General features: G+C 71.3%; 20 protein-coding genes. 9 read left to right on the top strand and 11 right to left on the bottom strand.

Annotated elements, in window-relative coordinates:
• Positions 1–49: 49 nt before the first annotated feature.
• A complete protein-coding gene (locus D3272_RS21935; RefSeq protein WP_129221346.1) occupies positions 50–262 on the top strand; it encodes a hypothetical protein in 213 nt (70 codons plus the stop codon).
• 130 nt (positions 263–392) lie between these two features.
• On the opposite strand, the gene D3272_RS21930 is transcribed toward D3272_RS21935, so the two are convergent.
• The 7 genes from D3272_RS21930 to D3272_RS21900 form a co-directional block, all read right to left on the bottom strand.
• Complete coding sequence (locus tag D3272_RS21930; protein ID WP_129221345.1) at positions 393–635, bottom strand: hypothetical protein; 243 nt, start codon at positions 633–635, stop codon at positions 393–395.
• A 51-nt stretch (positions 636–686) separates the two neighbouring features.
• Positions 687–1,112: a cytochrome o ubiquinol oxidase subunit IV gene (gene cyoD, locus D3272_RS21925; protein ID WP_129221344.1), complete on the bottom strand. Its 426-nt coding sequence runs from the start codon at positions 1,110–1,112 to the stop codon at positions 687–689.
• On the bottom strand, positions 1,112–1,792 hold the full coding sequence (gene cyoC, locus D3272_RS21920) for a cytochrome o ubiquinol oxidase subunit III (RefSeq protein ID WP_129221343.1): 681 nt from the start codon (positions 1,790–1,792) through the stop codon (positions 1,112–1,114). Before cyoC ends, cyoD begins: the two co-directional genes overlap by 1 nt.
• Complete coding sequence (locus D3272_RS21915) at positions 1,789–3,795, bottom strand: cbb3-type cytochrome c oxidase subunit I (RefSeq protein WP_129221366.1); 2,007 nt, start codon at positions 3,793–3,795, stop codon at positions 1,789–1,791. The genes cyoC and D3272_RS21915 overlap by 4 nt, the downstream gene beginning before the upstream one ends.
• Positions 3,795–4,754 (bottom strand): ubiquinol oxidase subunit II, encoded by a 960-nt coding sequence (gene cyoA / locus D3272_RS21910; RefSeq protein ID WP_129221342.1) that lies wholly within the window; start codon positions 4,752–4,754, stop codon positions 3,795–3,797. The genes D3272_RS21915 and cyoA overlap by 1 nt, the downstream gene beginning before the upstream one ends.
• Before the next feature lie 159 nt (positions 4,755–4,913).
• Positions 4,914–7,250, bottom strand: coding sequence for an FdhF/YdeP family oxidoreductase (locus D3272_RS21905; RefSeq protein WP_129221341.1), 2,337 nt, complete (start codon positions 7,248–7,250; stop codon positions 4,914–4,916).
• Positions 7,251–7,349: 99 nt separating this feature from the next.
• Positions 7,350–7,730 carry a winged helix-turn-helix domain-containing protein gene (locus tag D3272_RS21900; protein WP_129221340.1) on the bottom strand — a complete coding sequence of 127 codons (381 nt, stop codon included), beginning with the start codon at positions 7,728–7,730 and terminating at the stop codon, positions 7,350–7,352.
• A 421-nt stretch (positions 7,731–8,151) separates the two neighbouring features.
• Here D3272_RS21900 and D3272_RS21895 point away from each other — a divergent pair, with 421 nt between their 5' ends.
• Entirely contained in the window at positions 8,152–9,207 is a 1,056-nt protein-coding gene (locus D3272_RS21895; protein WP_129221339.1) for an NAD(P)-dependent alcohol dehydrogenase, read from the top strand.
• A gap of 129 nt (positions 9,208–9,336) precedes the next feature.
• On the opposite strand, the gene D3272_RS21890 is transcribed toward D3272_RS21895, so the two are convergent.
• Positions 9,337–10,122 carry an alpha/beta hydrolase gene (locus D3272_RS21890; RefSeq protein ID WP_129221338.1) on the bottom strand — a complete coding sequence of 262 codons (786 nt, stop codon included), beginning with the start codon at positions 10,120–10,122 and terminating at the stop codon, positions 9,337–9,339.
• An 84-nt stretch (positions 10,123–10,206) separates the two neighbouring features.
• Between D3272_RS21890 and D3272_RS21885 the strand changes: the two genes are divergently transcribed.
• Together D3272_RS21885 and D3272_RS21880 are read left to right on the top strand one after the other, a co-directional pair.
• Positions 10,207–11,496: a glycosyltransferase family 4 protein gene (locus D3272_RS21885; protein WP_129221337.1), complete on the top strand. Its 1,290-nt coding sequence runs from the start codon at positions 10,207–10,209 to the stop codon at positions 11,494–11,496.
• On the top strand, positions 11,493–12,035 hold the full coding sequence (locus D3272_RS21880; RefSeq protein ID WP_129221336.1) for a GNAT family N-acetyltransferase: 543 nt from the start codon (positions 11,493–11,495) through the stop codon (positions 12,033–12,035). The genes D3272_RS21885 and D3272_RS21880 overlap by 4 nt, the downstream gene beginning before the upstream one ends.
• Before the next feature lie 73 nt (positions 12,036–12,108).
• Here the strand turns inward: D3272_RS21880 and rpmE are convergent, their stop codons facing one another.
• The gene (gene rpmE, locus D3272_RS21875; RefSeq protein WP_129221335.1) at positions 12,109–12,339 is read right to left on the bottom strand and encodes a 50S ribosomal protein L31; all 231 of its coding nucleotides are present in this window, start codon (positions 12,337–12,339) and stop codon (positions 12,109–12,111) included.
• 170 nt (positions 12,340–12,509) lie between these two features.
• Between rpmE and D3272_RS21870 the strand changes: the two genes are divergently transcribed.
• From D3272_RS21870 to D3272_RS21855, 5 genes are all read left to right on the top strand, one after another.
• Entirely contained in the window at positions 12,510–14,360 is a 1,851-nt protein-coding gene (locus tag D3272_RS21870; protein ID WP_129221334.1) for an ABC transporter transmembrane domain-containing protein, read from the top strand.
• 156 nt (positions 14,361–14,516) lie between these two features.
• The gene (locus D3272_RS21865) at positions 14,517–15,980 is read left to right on the top strand and encodes an aspartate ammonia-lyase (RefSeq protein ID WP_245496721.1); all 1,464 of its coding nucleotides are present in this window, start codon (positions 14,517–14,519) and stop codon (positions 15,978–15,980) included.
• A 110-nt stretch (positions 15,981–16,090) separates the two neighbouring features.
• Positions 16,091–16,267: an ATP-binding protein gene (locus tag D3272_RS27485; RefSeq protein WP_165361467.1), complete on the top strand. Its 177-nt coding sequence runs from the start codon at positions 16,091–16,093 to the stop codon at positions 16,265–16,267.
• Positions 16,268–16,270: 3 nt separating this feature from the next.
• The gene (locus D3272_RS21860) at positions 16,271–16,873 is read left to right on the top strand and encodes a hypothetical protein (protein WP_129221332.1); all 603 of its coding nucleotides are present in this window, start codon (positions 16,271–16,273) and stop codon (positions 16,871–16,873) included.
• 178 nt (positions 16,874–17,051) lie between these two features.
• The gene (locus tag D3272_RS21855) at positions 17,052–17,708 is read left to right on the top strand and encodes a tetratricopeptide repeat protein (protein WP_129221331.1); all 657 of its coding nucleotides are present in this window, start codon (positions 17,052–17,054) and stop codon (positions 17,706–17,708) included.
• Here D3272_RS21855 and D3272_RS21850 read toward each other — a convergent pair.
• Together D3272_RS21850 and glpK are read right to left on the bottom strand one after the other, a co-directional pair.
• Complete coding sequence (locus D3272_RS21850; RefSeq protein WP_129221330.1) at positions 17,658–18,410, bottom strand: hypothetical protein; 753 nt, start codon at positions 18,408–18,410, stop codon at positions 17,658–17,660. The two genes, D3272_RS21855 and D3272_RS21850, sit on opposite strands and share 51 nt — an antisense overlap.
• A gap of 52 nt (positions 18,411–18,462) precedes the next feature.
• Complete coding sequence (gene glpK / locus D3272_RS21845) at positions 18,463–19,965, bottom strand: glycerol kinase GlpK (protein ID WP_129221329.1); 1,503 nt, start codon at positions 19,963–19,965, stop codon at positions 18,463–18,465.
• Between the last annotated feature and the right edge of the window lie 159 nt (positions 19,966–20,124).

Here is a 20,124-nt window from a genome sequence, read left to right as displayed (position 1 = left end):
GCGTTTCGGGCCGGCGGCGACCGGGGACGAGCATCGCGCACGGTGGGTCATGGCCGGCATCGACGGGGAGCTGACGGATCGGACCGCCGCGTGGCGGGACGTGGTGGCGACGGCCGCCCGCCTCATCTGCGAGTGCGACGGGCGGCGGTGGGAGGCGCTGGCGCCCTGGGAACAGGACCGCTACGCGCGCGTCGCCGCCCTCGTCGAGGACACGATCGCGCGGATGCGCGGCGGGTCGAGCCGTGCCGCGGCGATGAACTGACACCGGCGGAGACGGCCTGGGGGGCTCGAGCCTCGAAGGCCGTCGATCTGTCGCACCGTGCCCGGAACACCCCCGACGCCACCAGGAGAGTCCGCTTCGGTTTCAGGGAGGAGGGCCTTCATTCGGTTTCTCAGTGCGCCAAGGCCGGGCGACGCCCGCGGCGTACGGCCAGGACCACCAGGAGCGCGACACCGCCCGCCATGCCGCCGACCAGCACGGCCGGCCGCACCCCGGTGCGCTGCGACAGGTTCTGCACCGCCACCTCGCCGGCCCCGGCGACGTCCATGGCGAAGGGCACCACGACCTGGTCGAGGTAGCGCTTTGCCGGCGACGGGCCGGGCGGCTTTTCCAGCATGTAGGATTTGTCGACCATCGCGGGGATCCTTGCGTTGTCGGTGACGGATGGCGGCGCCGTCCCTGGCCGTCAATGGCCGGGCATCCCCGACTCCATCGGCGCCGTCGGGCCCATGGGCATCATGTTGCGGTTCATGTTGCCCATGATCCACACCGATCCTCCCACCACCAGAACCACGATGAGCACGCCGAAGGCGAGCGCCATGACGTTGTTGGTGTTGTCGGGGCCGGTCGTGATGTGGAGGAAGAAGACGAGGTGCACGCCCATCTGGGCGATGGCGAAGACGATGAGGGCGAGCGGGATGGCCGGCGCCCAGACTAGCTGGGTGCGCAGCACCACGAAGGACGCCACCGTGAGCAGGGCCGCGAGGCCGAGCCCGATCGAATAGCCGCGCAGGCCGGCGCCGATGTCCTCCTGGCCGAACTCGTCGCCCGGTGCCGTGTCGGCATGCCGGCGCTGGTCCCCGCCCTCGTCCTGCGAAACCGTGTCGCTCATCACAGGACTCCCATGAGGTAGACGATGGTGAACACCGCGACCCAGATGATGTCGAGCGCGTGCCAGAACAGCGCGAAGCACATGGTCCGGCGCAGGATGTCGGCCCGGAACCCCTTGGTGAGCACCTGCGCCATCATGGTCAGCAGCCACAGGAGCCCGGCCGCGACATGCAGGCCGTGGCAGCCGACCAGGGTGAAGAAGGACGACAGGAAGGCGCTGCGGTCCGGCCCGTCGCCCCGGGCCAGCAGGCCGGCGAATTCCCGCATCTCGAGGGCCAGGAACCCCGCGCCGAGCAGGAAGGTCCCCGCCATGGCGGCCTGGAACAGCAGCGCCCGGCGGGCCGACAGGGCGAGGGTGGCGAGCCCGCACACGAAGCTCGACAGCAGCAGGCAGCCGGTCTCGATCGCCACCGTGTCGAGGTCGAAGATGTCCCGGCCGGACGGGCCGTCCGCGGTCCCGCCCCGCAGCACCGCATAGGCGGCGAAGAGGGCCGCGAACATGATGATGTCGCTGAGGATGAAGACCCAGAAGCCGTAGCCCACCACGATGCGCTTGGGGGCGGGGCCGCCGGTGCCGCGGCCGGGCGCGCGGGAGCCTTCCCGGTTGCCCGTGTGGCCGAGGTGGTTGGGATCGGGCCGCGGGCGCAGCGCGATCGGGGCGTTGGCGGTGGCGTCGCTCATGCGGCCCTCCGGCGCAGCGAGGCCAGCGCCTCGGCGCGGGTCGCCCGGTTGGCCCGGTCGAAGCGCGCCACGGTCTCGGCCGGGATCTCGTATTCCACCCGGTCACGCCAGGCGAAGATCACGAAGGTCGCGAAGGCGCCGAGCAGCCCCAGGCCGGCCATCCACCAGATGTGCCAGATCATGGCGAAGCCGACCAGCGTGGCGAAGAAGGCGCAGATGACGCCGGTCGCGCTGTTCAGCGGCATCTCCACCGCCTCGTAGGAGGGCTCCTCGCGCAGGCGCCGCTGGTCGCGGGCGGCCTGCTTGACGCCCCAATAGGCTTCCTCGCCATGCACTTCGGGCAGGACCGCGAAGTTGAAGGCGGGCGGGGGCGAGGCCGTGGCCCACTCCAGCGAGCGCCCATCCCACGGGTCGCCGGTGACGTCGCGAAGCTCCTCGCGGCGACGGATGCTGACGACGAGCTGGACGATCTGGCACACGACGCCGATCGCCATGACGATCACGCCCGCGCTGGCCGCCAGCACCCAGGGCCGCCATTCGGGCACGTCGTAGTGCTGCATGCGCCGCGTCATGCCGAGCAGGCCCACGACGTAGAGCGGGGCGAAGACCGCCACGAAGCCCGTGACCGAGAACCAGAAGGCCGCCTTGCCCCAACCCTCGTGCAGCTTGAAGCCGAAGGCCTTGGGGAACCAGTAGCCGTAGCCGGCGAAGCCCGCGAAGATCACGGCCGACACCATGACGTTGTGGAAATGCGCCACCAGAAACAGGCTGTTGTGGAGCACGAAGTCGGCCGGGGGCACGGCCAGCAGCACGCCGGTGGCGCCGCCCACCACGAAGGTGACGACGAAGCCCAGCGACCACAGCATCGGCGTCGTGAAGCGGACCCGGCCGCCGTACATGGTGAACATCCAGTCGAAGACCTTCACCCCCGTCGGCACCGCGATGATCATCGACGTGACGCCGAAGATGCCGTTGACGTCGCCGCCCGGCCCCATGGTGAAGAAGTGGTGGAGCCAGACCATGAAGGACAGCACCAGGATCGCCATGGTGGCGGCCACCATCGACCGGTAGGCGAAGAGCGGCTTCGACGAGAAGGTCGAGATCACCTCCGAGAAGACGCCGTAGCCCGGCAGGGCCAGGATGTAGACCTCGGGATGGCCCCAGGCCCAGAACAGGTTCATGAACATCATGGAATTGCCGCCACGCTCGTCCGTGAAGAAGTGGAAGCCGAGGTAGCGGTCGAGCGTCAGCATCGCGAGCGTCGCGGTGAGGATGGGGAAGGCCGCCACGATGAGGAGGTTCGAGGCGAGGGCCGTCCAGCAGAACATCGGCATGCGCAGGTAGCTCATGCCGGGGGCGCGCATCTTGAGGATGGTCGTGGTGAGGTTGATGCCCGACATCAGCGTGCCGATGCCCGCGATCTGGATCGCCCACAGGTAATAGTCGACGCCGACGCCGGGCGAGTAGGTCACCTCGCTCAGCGGCGGGGACGGCCACCAGCCGGTGCGGGCGAACTCGCCGATGACGAGCGACATGTTCACCAGGAGGGCGCCGGTGGCGGTGAGCCAGAAGCTGACGGAGTTCAGGGTCGGGAAGGCGACGTCGCGCACGCCGAGCTGCAGCGGCACGACGAAGTTCATCAACCCGATGATGAACGGCATGGCGCCGAAGAAGATCATGATCGTCCCGTGCGCGGTGAAGATCTGGTCGTAGTGTTCGGGCGGCAGGAAACCCGGCGACTTGTAGGCCACCGCCTGCTGCGAGCGCATGAGAACGACGTCGGAGAAGCCGCGGATGAGCATCACGAGGCCGAGCACCACGTACATGACGCCGATGCGCTTGTGGTCGACCGAGGTGATCCACTCCTTCCACAGGTAGGGGAGGTGGCCGGCGAAGACGATCCAGCCGATCACGCCGAGCAGCACCACCACGACGGCCGCGCCCGCGATGAGCGGGATCGGCTGGTCGAGCGGCAGGGCGGAGAGAGAAAGCTTGCCGAGCATCACATCGTGCCTCCCTTGGGCGTGACATCCGGTGGCGTGCCGCCGGTCGGTGCGTTCGGGCCGGGCCCGGGCGGCAGCTTGCCGCTCACCACCCGCTCGAAGAGGCCGTCGGCGACGGCGTGGTAGGTCTTGGGCGCGTCCGCCACGCTCTGCTTGGTGAGGTCGCGGTAGAGCCGGTCGTCGAGGGTCTGCCCGCCGCCGCCCTGTCCGCCGCCGCCCTGTGCTTCGGCCACCCACGCCTGGAAGGCGTCGGGCGACACGGCCCGGGTCTCGAACTGCATGTCGGGGAAGCCGTCGCCGCTGAAATGCGTCGACAGGCCGTGATACGTGCCTTCGTGATCGGCCTGCAGGTTGAGGCGGCTCGTCATGCCCTTCATGGTGTAGATCATGCTGCCGAGCTGCGTGATGAAGAAGGAGTTCCACACCGACGACGAGGTCAGCGAGAAGTCGACCGGCGTGCCGACGGGGATCACCAGCTGGTTGACGGTGGCGATATGCTGCTCGGGGTAGATGAACAGCCATTTCCAGTCGAGCGACACGACCTGGACCACGACGGGCTTCTTGTCCGAGGCGAGGGGCTTGGCGGGGTCGAGGTCGTGCGAGCCGACCCAGGCGATGCCGCCGAGGAAGATGATGGTGAGCAGCGGCACCGACCAGACGACGAGTTCGATGCGGCCCGAATAGGCCCAGTCGGGACGGTACGTCGCCTTGGTGTTCGACTCCCGGTACCACCAGGCGAAGGCCAGCGTGCCGATCATGGTCGGGACGATGATGGCCAGCATGATGGCGATGGAGTCGAACAGGATCGTGCGCTCGGCACCCCCCACCGGTCCCCTGGGCGCCAGGATCCCGGTGCAGCCCGACAGGGCGAGGCCCGCCGCCGAGACCGCGGCGACCCGCCCCAGGATGCGCCACCCTCGGCCGATGCGGCCCCGACGCCCGTGTCTTCCTGGATCCATCCCGGCTCTCCTGGTCCAACAGGCCGCGACGCCCCGGTCACCCGCAGTCGCGTCGAGGTCCGCCGCGGTCGCGACGGGCTCGACGCGAGGTCGCCCGACGTTTAGTCCGGAAACGCCCCGCCGTGCGATGCGGCTATCGCACCGCAGCGTAGACGCGTCTCAGGCTGGTTCGGCCTCCATGGCGGGCACCACGGCCCGTCCGCTGTCCCGATGCACCGTCACGGGGATCGACTTCGCCGCCGGCGTCTTGCTGCCTTCCGCATAGTGCCAGATCGGCAGCAGGACGTTGCATTCGGGATAGTAGCCGCCGAGGCAGCCCACCGGGATGTCGTACGCCACCACCAGCAGGCCGGGGCGGACGCGGTCGATGCCGTCCTTGGACACCGTCTTCAGCGTCACGGTTTCGCCGACCTTGAGGCCGAGCCGGTCGATGTCGGCGCGGTTCATCAGCACCACCAGGCGGGTGCCGTTGATGCCGCGGAAGCGGTCGCTGTAGCCGTAGACCGTCGTGTTGAACTGGTCGTTGCTGCGCAGCGTCATGAGCCGGAAGGAGTCGTGGCCGACCTCCGGCATGTCGAGGTCCTCGACGAGGCCCTTGGGGGTCACGAAATTGGCCTTGCCGGTGTCGGTCTTCCAGTCCCGCTTGCGGGCCGGCAAGGGGCGCTGGAAGCCGCCCGGCTCCCACATCCGCCGCTCGTAGTCGTGGAAGATGTCCGGGTAGGTTTCGGCGATGGCGGTGCGGATCTCGGCATAGTCGGCAGCCCAACGGTCCCACGGCACCTTGGGGTTGGGGTCGAGCGTGGCCTTGGCGATCTCGCAGACGAGCCGCGGCTCGCTGATGAGGAAGGGCGAGGCGGGGGCGCGCACGCCCTTGTTGCCGTGGATGCAGCCCGACGTGTCCTCCATGGACAGGGCCTGGGAGGACGGCCCCGCGCCCCGGTCGACCTCGATGCGGCTCGCCACGGGCAGGATGAAGCTGATCTCGCCGTGGACGAGGTGGCTGCGGTTGAGCTTGGTGGCGACGTTGACGGTGAGGCGCATCTTGCGCCAGGCCGGCTCCATCCGGCTGTGGTCGGGGATGGCGCGGACGAAGTTGCCGCCCAGCATCACGAAGGCCTTCACCTTGCCGTCGAGGATGGCTTCGCAGGCCTCGACCGTGTCGTAGCCCTTCTCGCGCGGCGGCTCGAAGCCGTATTGCTCGGCGAGCCGGTCGAGCGGGGCGAGTTCGGGCTTCTCGGTGATGCCGACGGTGCGCTGGCCCTGCACGTTGGAATGGCCGCGGACCGGGCAGATGCCGGCCCCGTCGCGCCCGATGTTGCCCTTCATGAGCAGCAGGTTGACGAGCAGACGCACGGTCTCGACGCCGGCCCGGTGCTGCGTCAGCCCCATGCCGTAGATGCCGATCGTGGCCTTGGCCCTGGCATAGGTGTGGGCCGTGGCCTCGAGCGCGCCGCGGTGCAGGCCCGAGCGGCGCTCGATCTCGTCCCAGTCCTCCTGGCCGAGCCACGCCACGAAGTCCGCGAAGCCGTGGGTCTCGCGCGCGATGAAGTCTTCGTCCAGCACCGAAGGCCGGCCCGCCGCCTTTTCGGCCGCGTCGAGGTCGACCAGGGCCTTGCAGATGCCCGTCAAGGCGGCGAGGTCGCCGCCCGTCTTGACCTGGTTGTAGCGCGAGCTGATCCGCGTCTCCTCGCCGGTGAGCATCTCGGCGGGGGACTGGGGGTTGGTGAAGCGCTCGAGCCCCCGCTCGCGCAGCGGGTTGAAGGTGATGATCGGCACGCCGCGCCGGCTCGCCTCCTGCAGCGGGTGCAGCATCCGCGGCGAGTTGCTGCCCGGGTTCTGGCCGAAGAACATGATGCAGTCGGCCTTGGCGAAATCGTCCAGCGCCACCGTGCCGACGCCCTGCCCGATGCTCAGCGGCAGCGCCACCGAGGTCGTCTCGTGGCACATGTTGGAGCTGTCGGGCAGGTTGTTGTTGCCGTAGAGCCGGGCGAAGAGCGCGTAAAGGTAGCTGGTCTCGTTGGCGGTGCGGCCCGACGAGTAGAAGACGGCGCTCTTGCGGTCCTCGATGGCGCGCAGCTCACGGCCGATCTCCGCGATGGCCGCCGCCCAGGACACCGGCAGGTAGCGGTCCGAGGCCGCGTCGTAGCGCAGCGGGTGGGTGAGGCGGCCGGTCTGCTCCAACTGGTATTCGTCCCAGTCGAGCAGCTCCGTCACCCTGTGCTTGGCGAAGAACTCGGGCGTGCAGCGGCGCGATGTGATGTCCCAGGCCGTGGCCTTGGCGCCGTTCTCGCAGAATTCGAAGGGCAGGGGTTTGGCGGGCTTGATCCAGGCGCAGCTCACGCATTGGAAGCCGTCGACCTTGTTCTGCCGCGTCAGCGCCAGTGCGCCGCTGATCGGCACGCCCGCGCGGGTGAGGATGTCGCCGAGAGAACGCGCCGAGCCCCAGCCGCCCGAGGGGGCGTCGTAGGGCGCGAATTGCGGCTTGTCGTTGCTCATGAACGGCTCCTTGCTGCCCCCACAACCGCGCGCATCAGCATTCTGTTGCGCGGCACGGCATGGCGGCGGCACGGGAGCGGCTTGGAGGGCCGGCCGCCGTCAGGGTTCGGGTGTCGCCGCGTCCCGCGCGTCCGGTGCGGCGCCGCGCTCGACCTCGGCCTGCAGGGCGGACAGGTGGACCGCCGCGGCCTCGGCGGCGACCCGCTCGATGGCCCGGAACCGGGCGACCAACGCCAGCCCCAGCGCCGTCAGCCGCGCGCCGCCGCCCCGGCGCCCGCCGGCCTGCCGCTCGACGACCGGCTGGCCGAACATGGCGTTGATCTCCCCGACGAGGTCCCAGGCGCGGCGGTAGGACATGTCCATGGCGCGCCCCGCCGCCGAGATGGAGCCGAAGGCCGCGATCTTCTCGAGGAGCTCGATCTTGCCCGGCCCGATGCGGCCCGCCGGATGGAGGTCGATCCGCAGGCTCAGCGACGCCATGGCGGCCCCCCTCGCGGCCCGCCGGGGTTCACCGGCGTGCACGGCCCCGGACAGGGCCGGTCTCCTCGCTCGATCGTCGACGCCTCGGGCATTGTGGCCAGGGATCCGGTCTCGCGGCGCGGTCGCGCACCCGCCGGACCGCGAGCGAACACGGGCGGCCCGCCCCTTGTCAATGCGGCCCGGCCGTCGGCGGTGCGCGATGAGCGGAGGCCCGGCCCGCCTCGGCGGTGGCGCGGAGCGCGGGTCCGACGCTATATGGCGATGGGGACGACGCGCCGCGGCGGCGCGTCCGCTCCGCCGGCACCCGTCCAAAGGTCGCCCCCACGTCCAACCCCCTGCGGGCCGATCGCCGGTCCGCACCGCGCCGACCTGCCGGCCCCCGCGGCCGCCGAGGTCGGGCGAACCATCACCGAGGCCACCCATGTTCACCTGCGTAGGTTACGCCACCGAGGCCGCCGACCAGCCGCTGCGGCCCTTCAGCTTCGAGCGCCGCGACCCCGGCCCCCGCGACGTCAGGATCGACATCCAATATTGCGGCGTCTGCCACTCCGACCTGCACCAGGCCCGGAACGAGTGGCAGAACACGCTCTATCCCTGCCTCCCCGGCCACGAGATCGTGGGTCGCGTCAGCGCGGTCGGCAGCGCCGTCACCAAGTTCAAGGTCGGCGACTTCGCCGGCGTCGGCTGCCTCGTCGACAGCTGCCGGAACTGCCCGTCCTGCGCCGAGGGGCTCGAGAACTATTGCGAGAAGGGCCAGACCTTCACGTACAACAGCGAGGACAAGGTTTCGGGCGGCCTCACCTTCGGCGGCTATTCCCAGGCCGTCGTCGTCGACGAGGGCTTCACGCTGAAGATCCCGGCGAACCTCGACCTCAAGGCCGTGGCACCGCTGCTCTGCGCCGGCATCACGACCTTCTCGCCCCTCAAGCATTGGAAGGTCGGCCCCGGCCAGCGCGTCGGCGTGGTGGGGCTCGGCGGCCTCGGCCACATGGGCGTGAAGCTCGCCCATGCCATGGGGGCCCGCGTCGCCCTGTTCACGACCTCGCCCAACAAGGCCGAGGATGCCCGGCGCCTCGGCGCCGAGGAGGTGATCGTGTCGCGCGACCCCGCCGCCATGGCGGCCCAGGCCGGCAGCTTCGACTTCATCCTCGACACGGTGGCGGCGGAGCACGACATCAACGCCCTGCTGAACTGCCTGAAGCGCGACGCGACGCTCTGCCAGGTGGGTGCGCCCGACAAGCCGCTGTCGACCAACGTCTTCGGCCTGATCTTCAAGCGCCGCAACTTCGCCGGCTCGCTGATCGGCGGCATCGCCGAGACGCAGGAGATGCTGGACTTCTGCGGCCAGCACGGCATCACGGCCGATATCGAGATGATCCGCATGGAGGAGATCGAGACGGCCTTCGACCGCATGCAGCGGAGCGACGTGAAGTATCGCTTCGTCATCGACATGGCGAGCATGCCGGCCGCCGCCTGATCCGACACGCGAACGGACCCGCCGGTCCGGCAACGGGCCGGCGGACGGCTTGTCCCCCGACGCGCCGACCAGCTTCCCCGTCCCGAAGCGCTGAGGGTCATGACGGCTACGGCATGACCCTCCCGTCCCTCAGGTCAGGTTGGCGACGGCGGCGAGCAGCCGGGCGATGTCCTCCTCGCGCGACAGGCGGTGGTCGCCGTCCTTGACCAGCGTGATGCTGACGGGGTCGGCGGCGAGATGCTCGACGAGCCGCATCGCATGCTCCCAGGGCACGTCCGCGTCCCGCATGCCCTGCAGGATGTGGACCGGCCCGTGCGCCCGCACGACGCCGCCGAGCAGCAGGTGGCGCCGCCCCTCCTCGATCAGCGCCCGCGTCACCGGATAGCCCTCGTTGGCGTAGGGCGATGGCCGGATCCAGCGGCCCGTGCGCTCGATCTCGGCGCGGATCTCGGGGTCGAACCGCTCCCACATGAGGGCTTCCGTGAAGTCCACCGCCGGGGCGATCAGCACCAGCCCGGCGATCCGCTCCGCCTCGCCGGCCTCGGCCAGGGCGCGGGCGGCCAGCAGCGCGATCCACGCCCCCATGGAGGAGCCGACCAGGATCTGCGGCCCGGCGCTGGCGGCGCGGATCGCCGCCAGGGCATCGTCGAGCCAGAGCCCGATGGTGCCGTCCTCGAAGCGGCCCTCGGAGGCGCCGTGCCCCGAATAGTCGAAGCGCAGGCAGGCGCGTCCCCGGCGTCCCGCCCAGGCGTCGAGCGCCACGGCCTTGCCGGACGTCTGGTCCGACTTGAAGCCGCCGAGCCACACGAGCCCGGGCCCGTCGCCGTCGCCGGCGACCCCGGCGCCGCCCGTGGCCGCCGGTCGGGCCGTGACGGCGAGCCGGCGCTCCCCCAGCGCCGTTCGCACGAGCAGCATTGTCGGTTGGGCGTCTTGCGGCATAATCAGGGCACACCGGTCGGGGACAGACTGAACCATGCGCACGAAACACCGTAGAGCCTGATGCCGCAAGCCTCGCCGCGTGCGCCCTCGCCGGCCGCCCCCAAGGACCTGTCGGCCGTCTCGCTCACCGGCGTGACGGTGCTGCAGATCATCCCGGCCCTCGATGCCGGCGGCGCCGAGCGCACCACGATCGACATCGCCGGCGCCCTGGTGGATGCCGGCGCCCGCGCCCTGGTGGCGAGCCGCGGCGGCCGCCTCGTCAGCGAATTGCAGGCGCGCGGCGGCATCTGGGTGCCGTTCCCGGCCGATTCCAAGAACCCGGCCGCCATGGCGTGGAACGTCGCCCGGCTGGCGCGGCTCATCAGGCTCGAGCGCCCCGCCATCGTGCATGCGCGGTCGCGCGCCCCGGCCTGGGTGGCGCTCGGCGCCGCGCGCGCCACCGGCACGCCCTTCGTGACCACGTTCCACGGCTCCTACGGTGGCACCAGCGCCTTGAAGCTGCGCTACAATTCCGTGATGGCGCGGGGCGATGTGGTCATTGCGAATTCCGATTACACCCGCGGTCTCATCGCTTCCCTCTATCCCTGGGCGGTGCCGCAAGTCGCCGTGGTGCACCGGGGCACCGACCTCAAGCTCTTCGCCCCCGGCGCAGTGGCGCCGGGGCGCGTCGCCAAGCTCAGGGCGGATTGGGGCGTCGAGGCCGGCGACCGCATCGTGCTGCTGGCGGCCCGCCTCACGGGCTGGAAGGGGCAGCGCGTGCTGATCGAGGCCGCCCGCCTGTTGCGGGCGGCGGGGCTCGACGGCACGCATTTCGTGCTGGCCGGCGACCCCCAGGGGCGCAGCCGCTACGTCGCCGAACTCGACGAGGCCATCGCGGCGGCCGGGCTCGACGGCATCGTGTCGCGCGTCGGCCACGTCGCCGACATGCCGGCCGCCTTCCTGGCGGCGAGCGTCGTCGTGGTGCCGTCGACCAAGCCCGAAGCCTTCGGCCGCTCGGCTGTCGAAGCCCAGGCCATGGGCACGCCCGTGGTGGTGTCGGATCTCGGCGCCGTGCCCGAGACGGTGCTGTCCGCGCCCCGCGTCCCCGTCGAGGCCCGCACCGGCTGGTGCGTGCCGCCCGACGACCCGCGCAATCTGGCGCTCGCCATCGGCGAAGCGCTGGCCCTCGGCGCCAGCGCGCGGGACGCGCTGGCGCGGCGCGCCCAGGCCCATGTGGCGGACCATTTCTCCCTGGAGCGGATGGAGCGGGGCACGCTCGACCTTTACCGCGAGGTGCTGGCCGGCCGCCGGCGTGCAGCCTCCGGGGACGGCAAGCCCGGCGCGCCGTCGCCCGACGCGACCCGCCGGTGACGGGGGCGACGACGCTCCGGCGCGCCACGGCCGCCGATGCCGGAGCGGTGGCGGCGCTGCACGTCGCGAGCTGGCGTTCGGCCTATCGCGGGCTCTTGGCCGACGCCTATCTCGACGGCCCGGTCGAGCGGGAGCGCGGCACCGTCTGGGCGCGGAAGCTTGCCGAAGGCGCGGCCGGGTCCGAGACGGTGCTGGCCTGCGCCGACGCGGCCGTGGTGGGGTTCGTGTGTTTCGTCCTCGACGCCGACCCGCTCTGGGGCACGCTGGTCGACAACCTCCACGCCGACCCCGCCCGGAGGGGACTCGGCATCGGGCGCGCCCTCCTCGCCGAAACGGCACGGCGGGCCGGCCTCGCGGCGCCGCTGCGCCCCGTGCATCTCTTCTGCCTCGCCGGCAACGCTCCCGCGCGGGGCTTCTACGAGCGGCTCGGCGGCGGGATCGTCGAACGGCTCGAGGCCGACGAGCCGGACGGGCAGCGCCATCCCGTGTTGCGCTACGCCTGGGGCTCGCCCGCCGCGCTGGCGGCAGGCTGTCGTTGATGGGCCGCAGCTGATCGGCCGTGGCCGGCGCGTCGCTTCGCCCCGCCGCCTTGCGGCGGGGCTCGCCCGCGCCTTACTTCTTGTTGAAGTTGATGCCGGCGAAGCGGGAGTTGAAGCGCGACAGGCGGCCGCCGCGATCCATCAGCTGCTGGGAACCGCCGGTCCAGGCCGGGTGGGTCTTGGGGTCGATGTCGAGGTTCAGCGTGTCGCCCTCGGTGCCGAGCGTCGAGCGCGTCATGAACTCGGTGCCGTCGGTCATCACGACCTTGATCATGTGGTAGTGGGGATGCGTCGAGGTCTTCATGGTCGGTCCTAGAGGGCTGTCACGCATGGCAACGTGAGGACCCGATCGAAGCCCTCGTGATTTTCGCCATACAGGGGAGAATTGCGGTCCTATAAACCAGGCGCGCGGCGAAGACCAGCCCGTCGCGCCGGCGCGCGGGGCGGCGTGCCGCGAAACGTCAGCGGGGAAGCATGAGACGCAAGAGCGGGACGGCAGCTACGGCAGAGGCGGCGGAAGGCGGCCGGGCCCCGCGGGGCTCGCTCGCGGCCCTGAAACCGCTGATGCCCTACGTCCGGCGCTATCGGGGCCGCATCGCGCTCGGCATCCTGGCGCTCGTCGTGGCCTCCCTCGCCACCCTCGTGGTGCCGGAAGCGGTGCGGCGTCTCGTCGACTTCGGCTTCTCGCCCGACCGCGTCGGGGTCATCAACGCCTATTTCACCGCCATGGTGGCGGTGGTGGCGGCGCTGGCGCTGGCCTCGGGCGCCCGCTACTACCTCGTCATGACGCTCGGCGAGCGCATCGTGGCCGACCTGCGCTCCGACCTCTACGCCCACCTGACGCGGCTCGACGCCGGCTTCTTCGACCGCGCCCAGTCGGGCGAGCTCGTGTCCCGCCTCACCGCCGACACCACGCAGCTCAAGGCCACCTTCGGCTCCTCGGCCTCCGTGGCGCTGCGCAACGTCTTCCTGTTCCTCGGGGCCGTCGCCATGATGGTCTATTCGAGCCCCAAGCTGTCGGGCTTCGTCCTGCTGGCCATCCCGGTGATCGTGCTGCCGCTGGTCCTGTCGGGCCGGGGCGTGCGGCTGCGCTCGCGGGCCGCGCAGGACCGGCTCGCCGAGGCCATGTCCTTCGCCACCGAAACGCTCGGCGCCATGCGCACCATCCAGGCCTACGGCGCCGAGGGCCTGTCGACGGCGCGGTTCGACCGGGCCGTCGAGGGCTCCTACCGGGCCGCGGCCCTGGCAGCGCGCGCCCGGGCGCTGCTCACGGTCGTGGCCATCTTCCTCGCTTTCGGCAGCGTCGTGGGCGTGCTGTGGTTCGGCGCCCACGAGGTGATCGCGGGCCGCATGTCGGGGGGGCTGCTGTCGCAGTTCGTGCTCTACGCGGTCTTCGGCGCCAGCGCGCTCGGCCAGCTCAGCGAGGTGATGAACGAGATCTCGGCCGCGGCGGGCGCGGCGGGGCGGCTCAGCGAGATCCTCGCCGTGGTCCCCACCATCGCGCCGCCGGCGGTGCCGGCCGACCTGCCGCGCCCGGCGCAGGGCGCCCTCGCCTTCGAGACCGTGAGCTTCGCCTATCCGACGCGGGCGCGGGACGCCGTGGTCCGGGACATCACGGTGACGGTGCGGCCCGGCGAGCGGGTCGCCATCGTGGGGCCGTCGGGGGCCGGCAAATCGACCCTGTTCCAGCTCCTGACCCGCTTCTACGACCCGACGGCGGGCCGCGTCCTCGTGGACGGCATCGACCTGCGCAGCCTCGACCCGACGGCGCTGCGCGCCCGCATCGCCCTCGTGCCGCAGGACCCCGCGATCTTCTCGGCCTCGATCGCCGACAACATCCGCTTCGGCCGGCCCGACGCCTCCGACGCCGAGGTGCGCGCCGCCGCCGAGCGCGCCGCCGCCTGGGGCTTCATCACGGCGCTGCCGGACGGGCCGGACACGCGCCTCGGCGAGCGGGGGGTGACGCTGTCGGGGGGACAGCGCCAGCGGCTCGCCATCGCCCGCGCCATCTTGAAGGACGCCCCCATCCTGCTGCTCGACGAGGCGACCTCGGCGCTCGACGCCGAAAGCGAGACGCTGGTGCAGCGCGCCCTCGACGAGGTGATGCGCGGCCGCACCACGCTGGTCATCGCCCACCGCCTCGCCACCGTGGTGACGGCCGACCGCATCCTGGTCATGCAGGACGGCGGCATCGTCGAGGAGGGCACGCATGCGGCGCTGCTCGCCCGCGACGGGCTCTACGCGCGCCTCGCCCGGCTGCAGTTCGACATGGACGGCAAGTTCGATGCGGGCGGAACCCGCGGGTCGGCGGAGGCCGCCGAGTAGCGGCGCCGATTTGGCCTTGCGCGGGTCCGGCAGGGGCCGATGATGCCGGCCCCCGACGCCCCGCGAGGAGCCAGGACCTTGACCCGTTCCAAAGCCGTCCCGTCCGTCGCTTCGCCGCCCGCGCCACCGCCCCCGCCCGAGGACCCGGCCGCGACGCTGCAGCTCGCCACCACGCAATCCATCGCGCTGGCGGCGGTGGCGACGCGGCGCGAGCACGACCTCCTCGGCGAGGTCGACGTGCCGGCCGACGTCTACTGGGGCGTCCACACCAAGCGGGCGGTCGAGAACTTCCCCATCACGGGCGTGCCGGTGGGGCATTTCCCCGACTTCGTGCGGGCGCTCGCCCTGGTGAAACAGGCGGCGGCCCGGGCCAACCGGCGGCTCCACCTGCTCGACGAGGAGAAGGCGAGGCACATCGACGAGGCCTGCCGCCTCATCGCCGAGGAGGGGCGCCACCACGACCAGTTCGTGGTCGACGCCGTGCAGGGCGGGGCCGGCACCTCGACCAACATGAACGCCAACGAGGTCATCGCCAACGTGGCGCTGGAGCTGATGGGCCGCGAGCGCGGCGACTACCGCGCGCTCCATCCCAACGACGACGTCAACATGGCGCAGTCGACCAACGACGCCTACCCGACGGCGTTGCGCCTCGGCATCATCCTGGCGACGGCGCCGCTGGTGCGGGCGCTCGGCGACCTCTCCTTCGCCTTCCGCACCAAGGCGGTGGACTTCGCCGACATCGTCAAGATGGGCCGCACCCAGCTCCAGGACGCCGTGCCGATGACGCTCGGCCAGGAGTTCGACGCCTTCGCCGTCACCATCAAGGAGGATGTGGCGCGGCTGGGCGACCTGTCGGCCCTGTTCCGCGAGGTGAACCTCGGCGCCACCGCCATCGGCACCGGCATCAACGCCGACCCGCGCTACGCGGCCCTCGCCGTCGAGGAGCTGGCACGGCTCTCGGGCCAGCCGATGGTGCTGGCCTCGAACCTCATCGAGGCCACCTCCGACATGGGGGCCTTCGTGCTGTTCTCGGGGCTGCTGAAGCGCATCGCCGTGAAGCTGTCCAAGATCTGCAACGACCTGCGGCTGCTGTCCTCCGGGCCGCGCACGGGCCTGGCCGAGATCCGCCTGCCGCCCGTGCAGGCCGGCTCCTCCATCATGCCCGGCAAGGTCAACCCGGTGATCCCCGAGGTGGTCAACCAGGTGGCTTTCCTGGTCATCGGCCACGACCTCACCGTCACCATGTGCGCCGAGGGCGGCCAGCTGCAGCTCAACGCCTTCGAGCCGACGATCGGCTATTGCGTGCTGAACTCCATCAAGGTGCTCACCGCCGCCATCGACACGCTGACGAACCGCTGCGTCGCCGGCATCGAGGCCGACCGCGCCCGCTGCGAGGCGCTGGTGCAGGGCTCGATCGGCATCGTCACGGCGCTCGGCCCCGCCCTCGGCTACGAGGCCTCCTCGCGCATCGCCCGCCGGGCGCTGGCCGAGAACCGCGGCGTCGCCGAACTCGTGCTGGAAGAAGGGCTGCTCACCCCGGCCGAGCTCGACACGCTGCTCCGCGTCGAGGCCATGACGCTGCCCTCGCGCCCGAAGCGCGTGCGGCCGCCGGAGGGGTGAGGGTGCGGGAGATCAGGCCGGCCTTCCCTGGCGATGTGCCTCCATGGTGGAGGATGACGAACACTGTCCCATTTGGTAGGTTGTCCATGTCGGCGACAAGGAAGGCTACGATGACGGACAAGCAGCGTGCCGCCCTGCAGAGGCGGATCGAAGAGCACACGCGATCCATCGCACGTGATCCCGAAGCGGCTCGCGCCTCGCTGATTCGGATGGGGATCATCGACGAAGATGGTCGGCTCACCCCGGAGTACCAGCCCGAGACAGACCGTGTGACGATCGTCGTCTAAGTCTTGAGCCGCCTCGCCACATCGGTTGTCCTCGGTTTCCATGGCTGTTCAAAAGCCGTCGGAACGCGGATCCTCGACGGGGAGACGGATCTGATCGAAAGCGATCAAGAATACGATTGGCTTGGCCCTGGAGCGTACTTCTGGGAGAACGATGCCGTCCGGGCGAGAGAGTGGGCTGAGGACAAGGTGACTCTGGGACGGTTTAAAGAGGCCTTCGTCATCGGTGCCGTCATTGATCTCGGCAATTGTCTGGACCTTCTGGTGCGGGAGGATCTCCCTCTTTTGCGCTCCGCATATGATGACCTCGTAGCGCAGCGCAACGCGACGAATTCTCAAATGCCGAGAAACGGCGACCTCCCTCACGATGCGCATAAAGACAAGCTGCTGCGGAAGCTCGATTGTGCCGTGATTAGAAATCTGCACGAAATCATCGCGAACACACCTGACGATGCTCCTGATCGCGTTGAGCCGTTCGACACGGTTCGAGGACTCTTTACGGAAGGTGCGCCGCTCTATCCAGGCGCCGGTTTCTATGAAAAGACCCACACGCAAATTGCAGTGAGGAATGTAGCCTGCATCAGGGGACTGTTCCGTCCGCGTGACTGAGTGTGATCGTCTTTGATGCGGGTATGAGGCGTTGCGGCGATGTTCATCCACGTCATGCAGTCCACCGCCGATCCAATGGAGCGCATTGGCCCGTCGCCTTCGCCTGAAGCAGCGGGGTGTGTGCCCGGAATCCACCGACCGAAAGCGGGGTCGAGAAAGCGCGTGGCAGGAGGCGAGAGTGACGCAGGAGCGATCTGACGGAGGTCGGCAGGATGGTCCCGAAGCCCCGCGCCTCTTCGCCCTCTGCGCGGCGCTGCTCGAGGCCGGCGACCCCAGGGCCGCGGCGGTGCTCGACCGCTGCCTCGCGCTCCATCCCGGCATCGCACCGGGATTGGCGCCGGGCTGGCGCCGGCTCGGCGACACGCTGGTGGGGCTGAAGCAGCCTGCGGCGGCGCTCGTGTGTTTCGAGCGGGCGGCCCGCGCCGCGCCGACCGCCGAGGCCTTCCTCAAGGTCGGTACCATGCTGCAGGGGCTCGGGCGGGCCGCGGCGGCCCAGGCGGCCTTCGCCGAGGCCGCGGCGCGCGATCCCGCCTCGGTGCGGGCGCGCTTCCTCGAAGGCGTGGCGGCGCAGGATGCGGGCGACCTCGCGGGCGCGGCGCGGGCCTATGGCGCGGCGCTCGCCCTCGACCCGGCGCTCGCCGAGGCGGCGCTGAACCTCGGCACGGTCCGCCAGCGCCTGGGGGACCTGCCGGGCGCCCGGGAAGCCTACGGCCGCGCTCTGCGGCTGCGGCCCGACAGCTTCGGCCGCGCCGCCCAGGCCCTCACGACGGCCCCGGTCGGCGAATTATGGCTCGACCTCGCCGCCCTGCGGCGCCACCTCGCCGGCGACGCCTGAGCGGCCGCGCCGCGCCCGATGGCGGCGTCGGTAGGTGCCGGGCGCCGACAGCAGGGCGTGGGCGGTGGCCTCGAAGGCGTCGCAGCCCGCGGCGTCGAGCGGCCCGACGTCGAGCGCCAGCGGCGTGCGCGGCACCGGGAAACACTGGGCCACGGGGGTGCCGCGCGGCAGCACGCCCGAGAAGCCCGGATCCTTCCACTGCGCCGGGAACAGGATGCCGACCGCGGTGAAGCGGTCCGCATCGACGAGGCCGGTGAGGAGCCGGAAGGGCAGGTCCTCGCGGTTGGCGGGGTGGGTGGCGAACAGCGACCAGCCGGGCTCGAGTTCCACCGTCCAGAAGCTGTTGAACTTCACCATGGCGCAGTCCGCCCGATGGAAGGGCGAGCCTTCGACCTGGGCGGGCGCGTGGAACGACAGGGGCGAGCGCGGATGCGAGGGCAGGGCGGGCTCCGGCAGGTCCCAGTTCCAGGACAGCCGGCCGCCCGCCACCGTCACGTCGCAGGGCAGGGGGATGACGAAGCCATGCGCCATGGCGTCCACGAAGGGCGGGCAGGTCTTGACGGTGCGGACGGGGCCGCCGTGGAGCTCCGAGGCGGCCCGGGCCGGCATGTCGCGCAGCCAGTCCGGCAGCGCGGCCCGGGCCGGCACGGGCGGCGGGATGTGGCCGAGGAGGGCCGGGTCGCAGCGGAAACGGATCAGCATGGGGCGAAGGCTGCCCCGCCGGCCCGGCCCGGGGATGGGGCGCGCCCGCGCGTCATGCGTCCCGCGCCAGCACCGTGCGGGCCACGGCGTCGCGCCAGCCGGCGAGCTTGGCGTCGCGCCGCGCGGGCGTCATCTCGGGCGAGAAGCGCCGCTCGAGCTTCCAGCTTCGGGCGAATTCGGCCGGGGCCGGGTAGAGGCCGCAGCGCTGGCCGGCGAGGTAGCCGGCACCCAGCGCCGTGGTTTCCAGGACGGCGGGGCGGTCGACCGGCGCGTCGATCATGTCGGCGACGCTCTGCATGGTGAAGTCGCTGGCGCTCATGCCGCCGTCGGCGCGGATCACCGCGGCCCGGGCGGCGTCGCTGGAATCGTCGGCCCGCATGGCGTCGACGAGGTCCCGGGTCTGGAAGGCCGTGCTTTCCAGCGCCGCACGGGCGATCTCGCGGCGGCCGGAGCCGCGCGTCAGCCCCGTGATGGTGGCGCGCGCCTCGGCGTTCCAGTGCGGCGCGCCGAGGCCGACGAAGGCCGGCACGAGGTAGACGGGCTGGCCGGGGTCGGAATCGGCGGCGAGGTCGCCGGTCTCGGCCGAGGAGCGCACGAGCTGCAGCCCGTCGCGCAGCCATTGCACGGTGGCGCCGGCCGAGAAGATCGAGCCTTCGAGCGCGTAGGTGCGCCGGCCCTCGAGCTGGTACGCCACGGTGGTGAGCAGGCGATGGGTCGAGCGCACGGGCTCGGCGCCGGTGTTCAGCAGCACGAAGGCGCCGGTGCCGAAGGTGGCCTTGACCATGCCGGGCTCGAAACAGGCTTGGCCGATCAGCGCGGCCTGCTGGTCCCCCGCGATGCCGAGCACCGGCAGGGGGCGCCCGAGGTGGCGCGCCGCCACGGTGCCGAACTCGGCCGCGCAGTCCTTCACCTCCGGCAGCATGGCGGCCGGTACCCGGAACAGGCGGCACAGGTCCTCGTCCCAGGCGCCGCGCCGGATGTCGTAGAGGGCGGTGCGCGACGCGTTGGTGGCGTCGGTGGCGTGCACGGCCCCGTCGGTGAGGTGCCAGAGCAGGAAGCTGTCGACCGTGCCGAACAGCAGTTCGCCCCGCGCGGCCCGGGCCCGCGCGCCCTCGACGTCGTCGAGCATCCAGGCGGCCTTGGTGGCGGAGAAATAAGGGTCGAGCAGGAGGCCGGCCCGGTTCTGCACCAGGGCCTCGGCGCCCTCGCGCTTGAGGTCGGCGCAGGCGCCGGCCGTGCGCCGGTCCTGCCACACGACCGCGCGGTGGATGGCGGCGCCGGTGCGGCGGTCCCACACCAGCGCGGTTTCGCGCTGGTTGGCGATGCCGAGGGCCGCGACCGTGAAGCCCGCCTCCTCGGCGCGCGCCATGGCGATCCTCGCCGTCGAGAGGGAGGTGCGCAGCAGGTCCTTGGGGTCGTGCTCGACCCAGCCGGCGCGGGGGAAATGCTGGGGGAACTCCTCCTGGGCGGAGGCCACCGGCACGGCATCGGGGCCGAACACGATGGCCCGGGTCGAGGTCGTGCCTTGGTCGATGACGAGGATGGCGCCGGGCATGGGAGAAGCTCGATGAGGAACGGGGCAGCGAACCTTCGTCCGCCGGGCGGAAGAAGGTGGCCCGACGCAGTCCGGTCGGATGAGGGGATCCCGAGCGTCGCGACGCCCCTCATCCGTCGTCACTGCGTGACGACACCTTCTCCCGTCCTACGGGAGAAG

The organism is Lichenibacterium ramalinae, assembly GCF_004137085.1.
Taxonomy (GTDB): Bacteria; Pseudomonadota; Alphaproteobacteria; order Rhizobiales; family Beijerinckiaceae; genus Lichenihabitans; species Lichenihabitans ramalinae.
The sequence above is the reverse complement of the archived record's forward strand: the minus strand, read 5'-3'. Positions and strand labels throughout refer to the sequence as shown.

Coding starts and splice junctions, on each gene's coding strand:
- D3272_RS21935 (WP_129221346.1), top strand. CDS start 50: ATGGCCGGCATCGACGGGGAGCTGACGGATCGGACCGCCGCGTGGCGG.
- D3272_RS21930 (WP_129221345.1), bottom strand. CDS start 635: ATGGTCGACAAATCCTACATGCTGGAAAAGCCGCCCGGCCCGTCGCCG.
- cyoD (WP_129221344.1), bottom strand. CDS start 1,112: ATGAGCGACACGGTTTCGCAGGACGAGGGCGGGGACCAGCGCCGGCAT.
- cyoC (WP_129221343.1), bottom strand. CDS start 1,792: ATGAGCGACGCCACCGCCAACGCCCCGATCGCGCTGCGCCCGCGGCCC.
- D3272_RS21915 (WP_129221366.1), bottom strand. CDS start 3,795: ATGCTCGGCAAGCTTTCTCTCTCCGCCCTGCCGCTCGACCAGCCGATC.
- cyoA (WP_129221342.1), bottom strand. CDS start 4,754: ATGGATCCAGGAAGACACGGGCGTCGGGGCCGCATCGGCCGAGGGTGG.
- D3272_RS21905 (WP_129221341.1), bottom strand. CDS start 7,250: ATGAGCAACGACAAGCCGCAATTCGCGCCCTACGACGCCCCCTCGGGC.
- D3272_RS21900 (WP_129221340.1), bottom strand. CDS start 7,730: ATGGCGTCGCTGAGCCTGCGGATCGACCTCCATCCGGCGGGCCGCATC.
- D3272_RS21895 (WP_129221339.1), top strand. CDS start 8,152: ATGTTCACCTGCGTAGGTTACGCCACCGAGGCCGCCGACCAGCCGCTG.
- D3272_RS21890 (WP_129221338.1), bottom strand. CDS start 10,122: ATGCTGCTCGTGCGAACGGCGCTGGGGGAGCGCCGGCTCGCCGTCACG.
- D3272_RS21885 (WP_129221337.1), top strand. CDS start 10,207: ATGCCGCAAGCCTCGCCGCGTGCGCCCTCGCCGGCCGCCCCCAAGGAC.
- rpmE (WP_129221335.1), bottom strand. CDS start 12,339: ATGAAGACCTCGACGCATCCCCACTACCACATGATCAAGGTCGTGATG.
- D3272_RS21870 (WP_129221334.1), top strand. CDS start 12,510: ATGAGACGCAAGAGCGGGACGGCAGCTACGGCAGAGGCGGCGGAAGGC.
- D3272_RS27485 (WP_165361467.1), top strand. CDS start 16,091: ATGACGGACAAGCAGCGTGCCGCCCTGCAGAGGCGGATCGAAGAGCAC.
- D3272_RS21850 (WP_129221330.1), bottom strand. CDS start 18,410: ATGCTGATCCGTTTCCGCTGCGACCCGGCCCTCCTCGGCCACATCCCG.
- glpK (WP_129221329.1), bottom strand. CDS start 19,965: ATGCCCGGCGCCATCCTCGTCATCGACCAAGGCACGACCTCGACCCGG.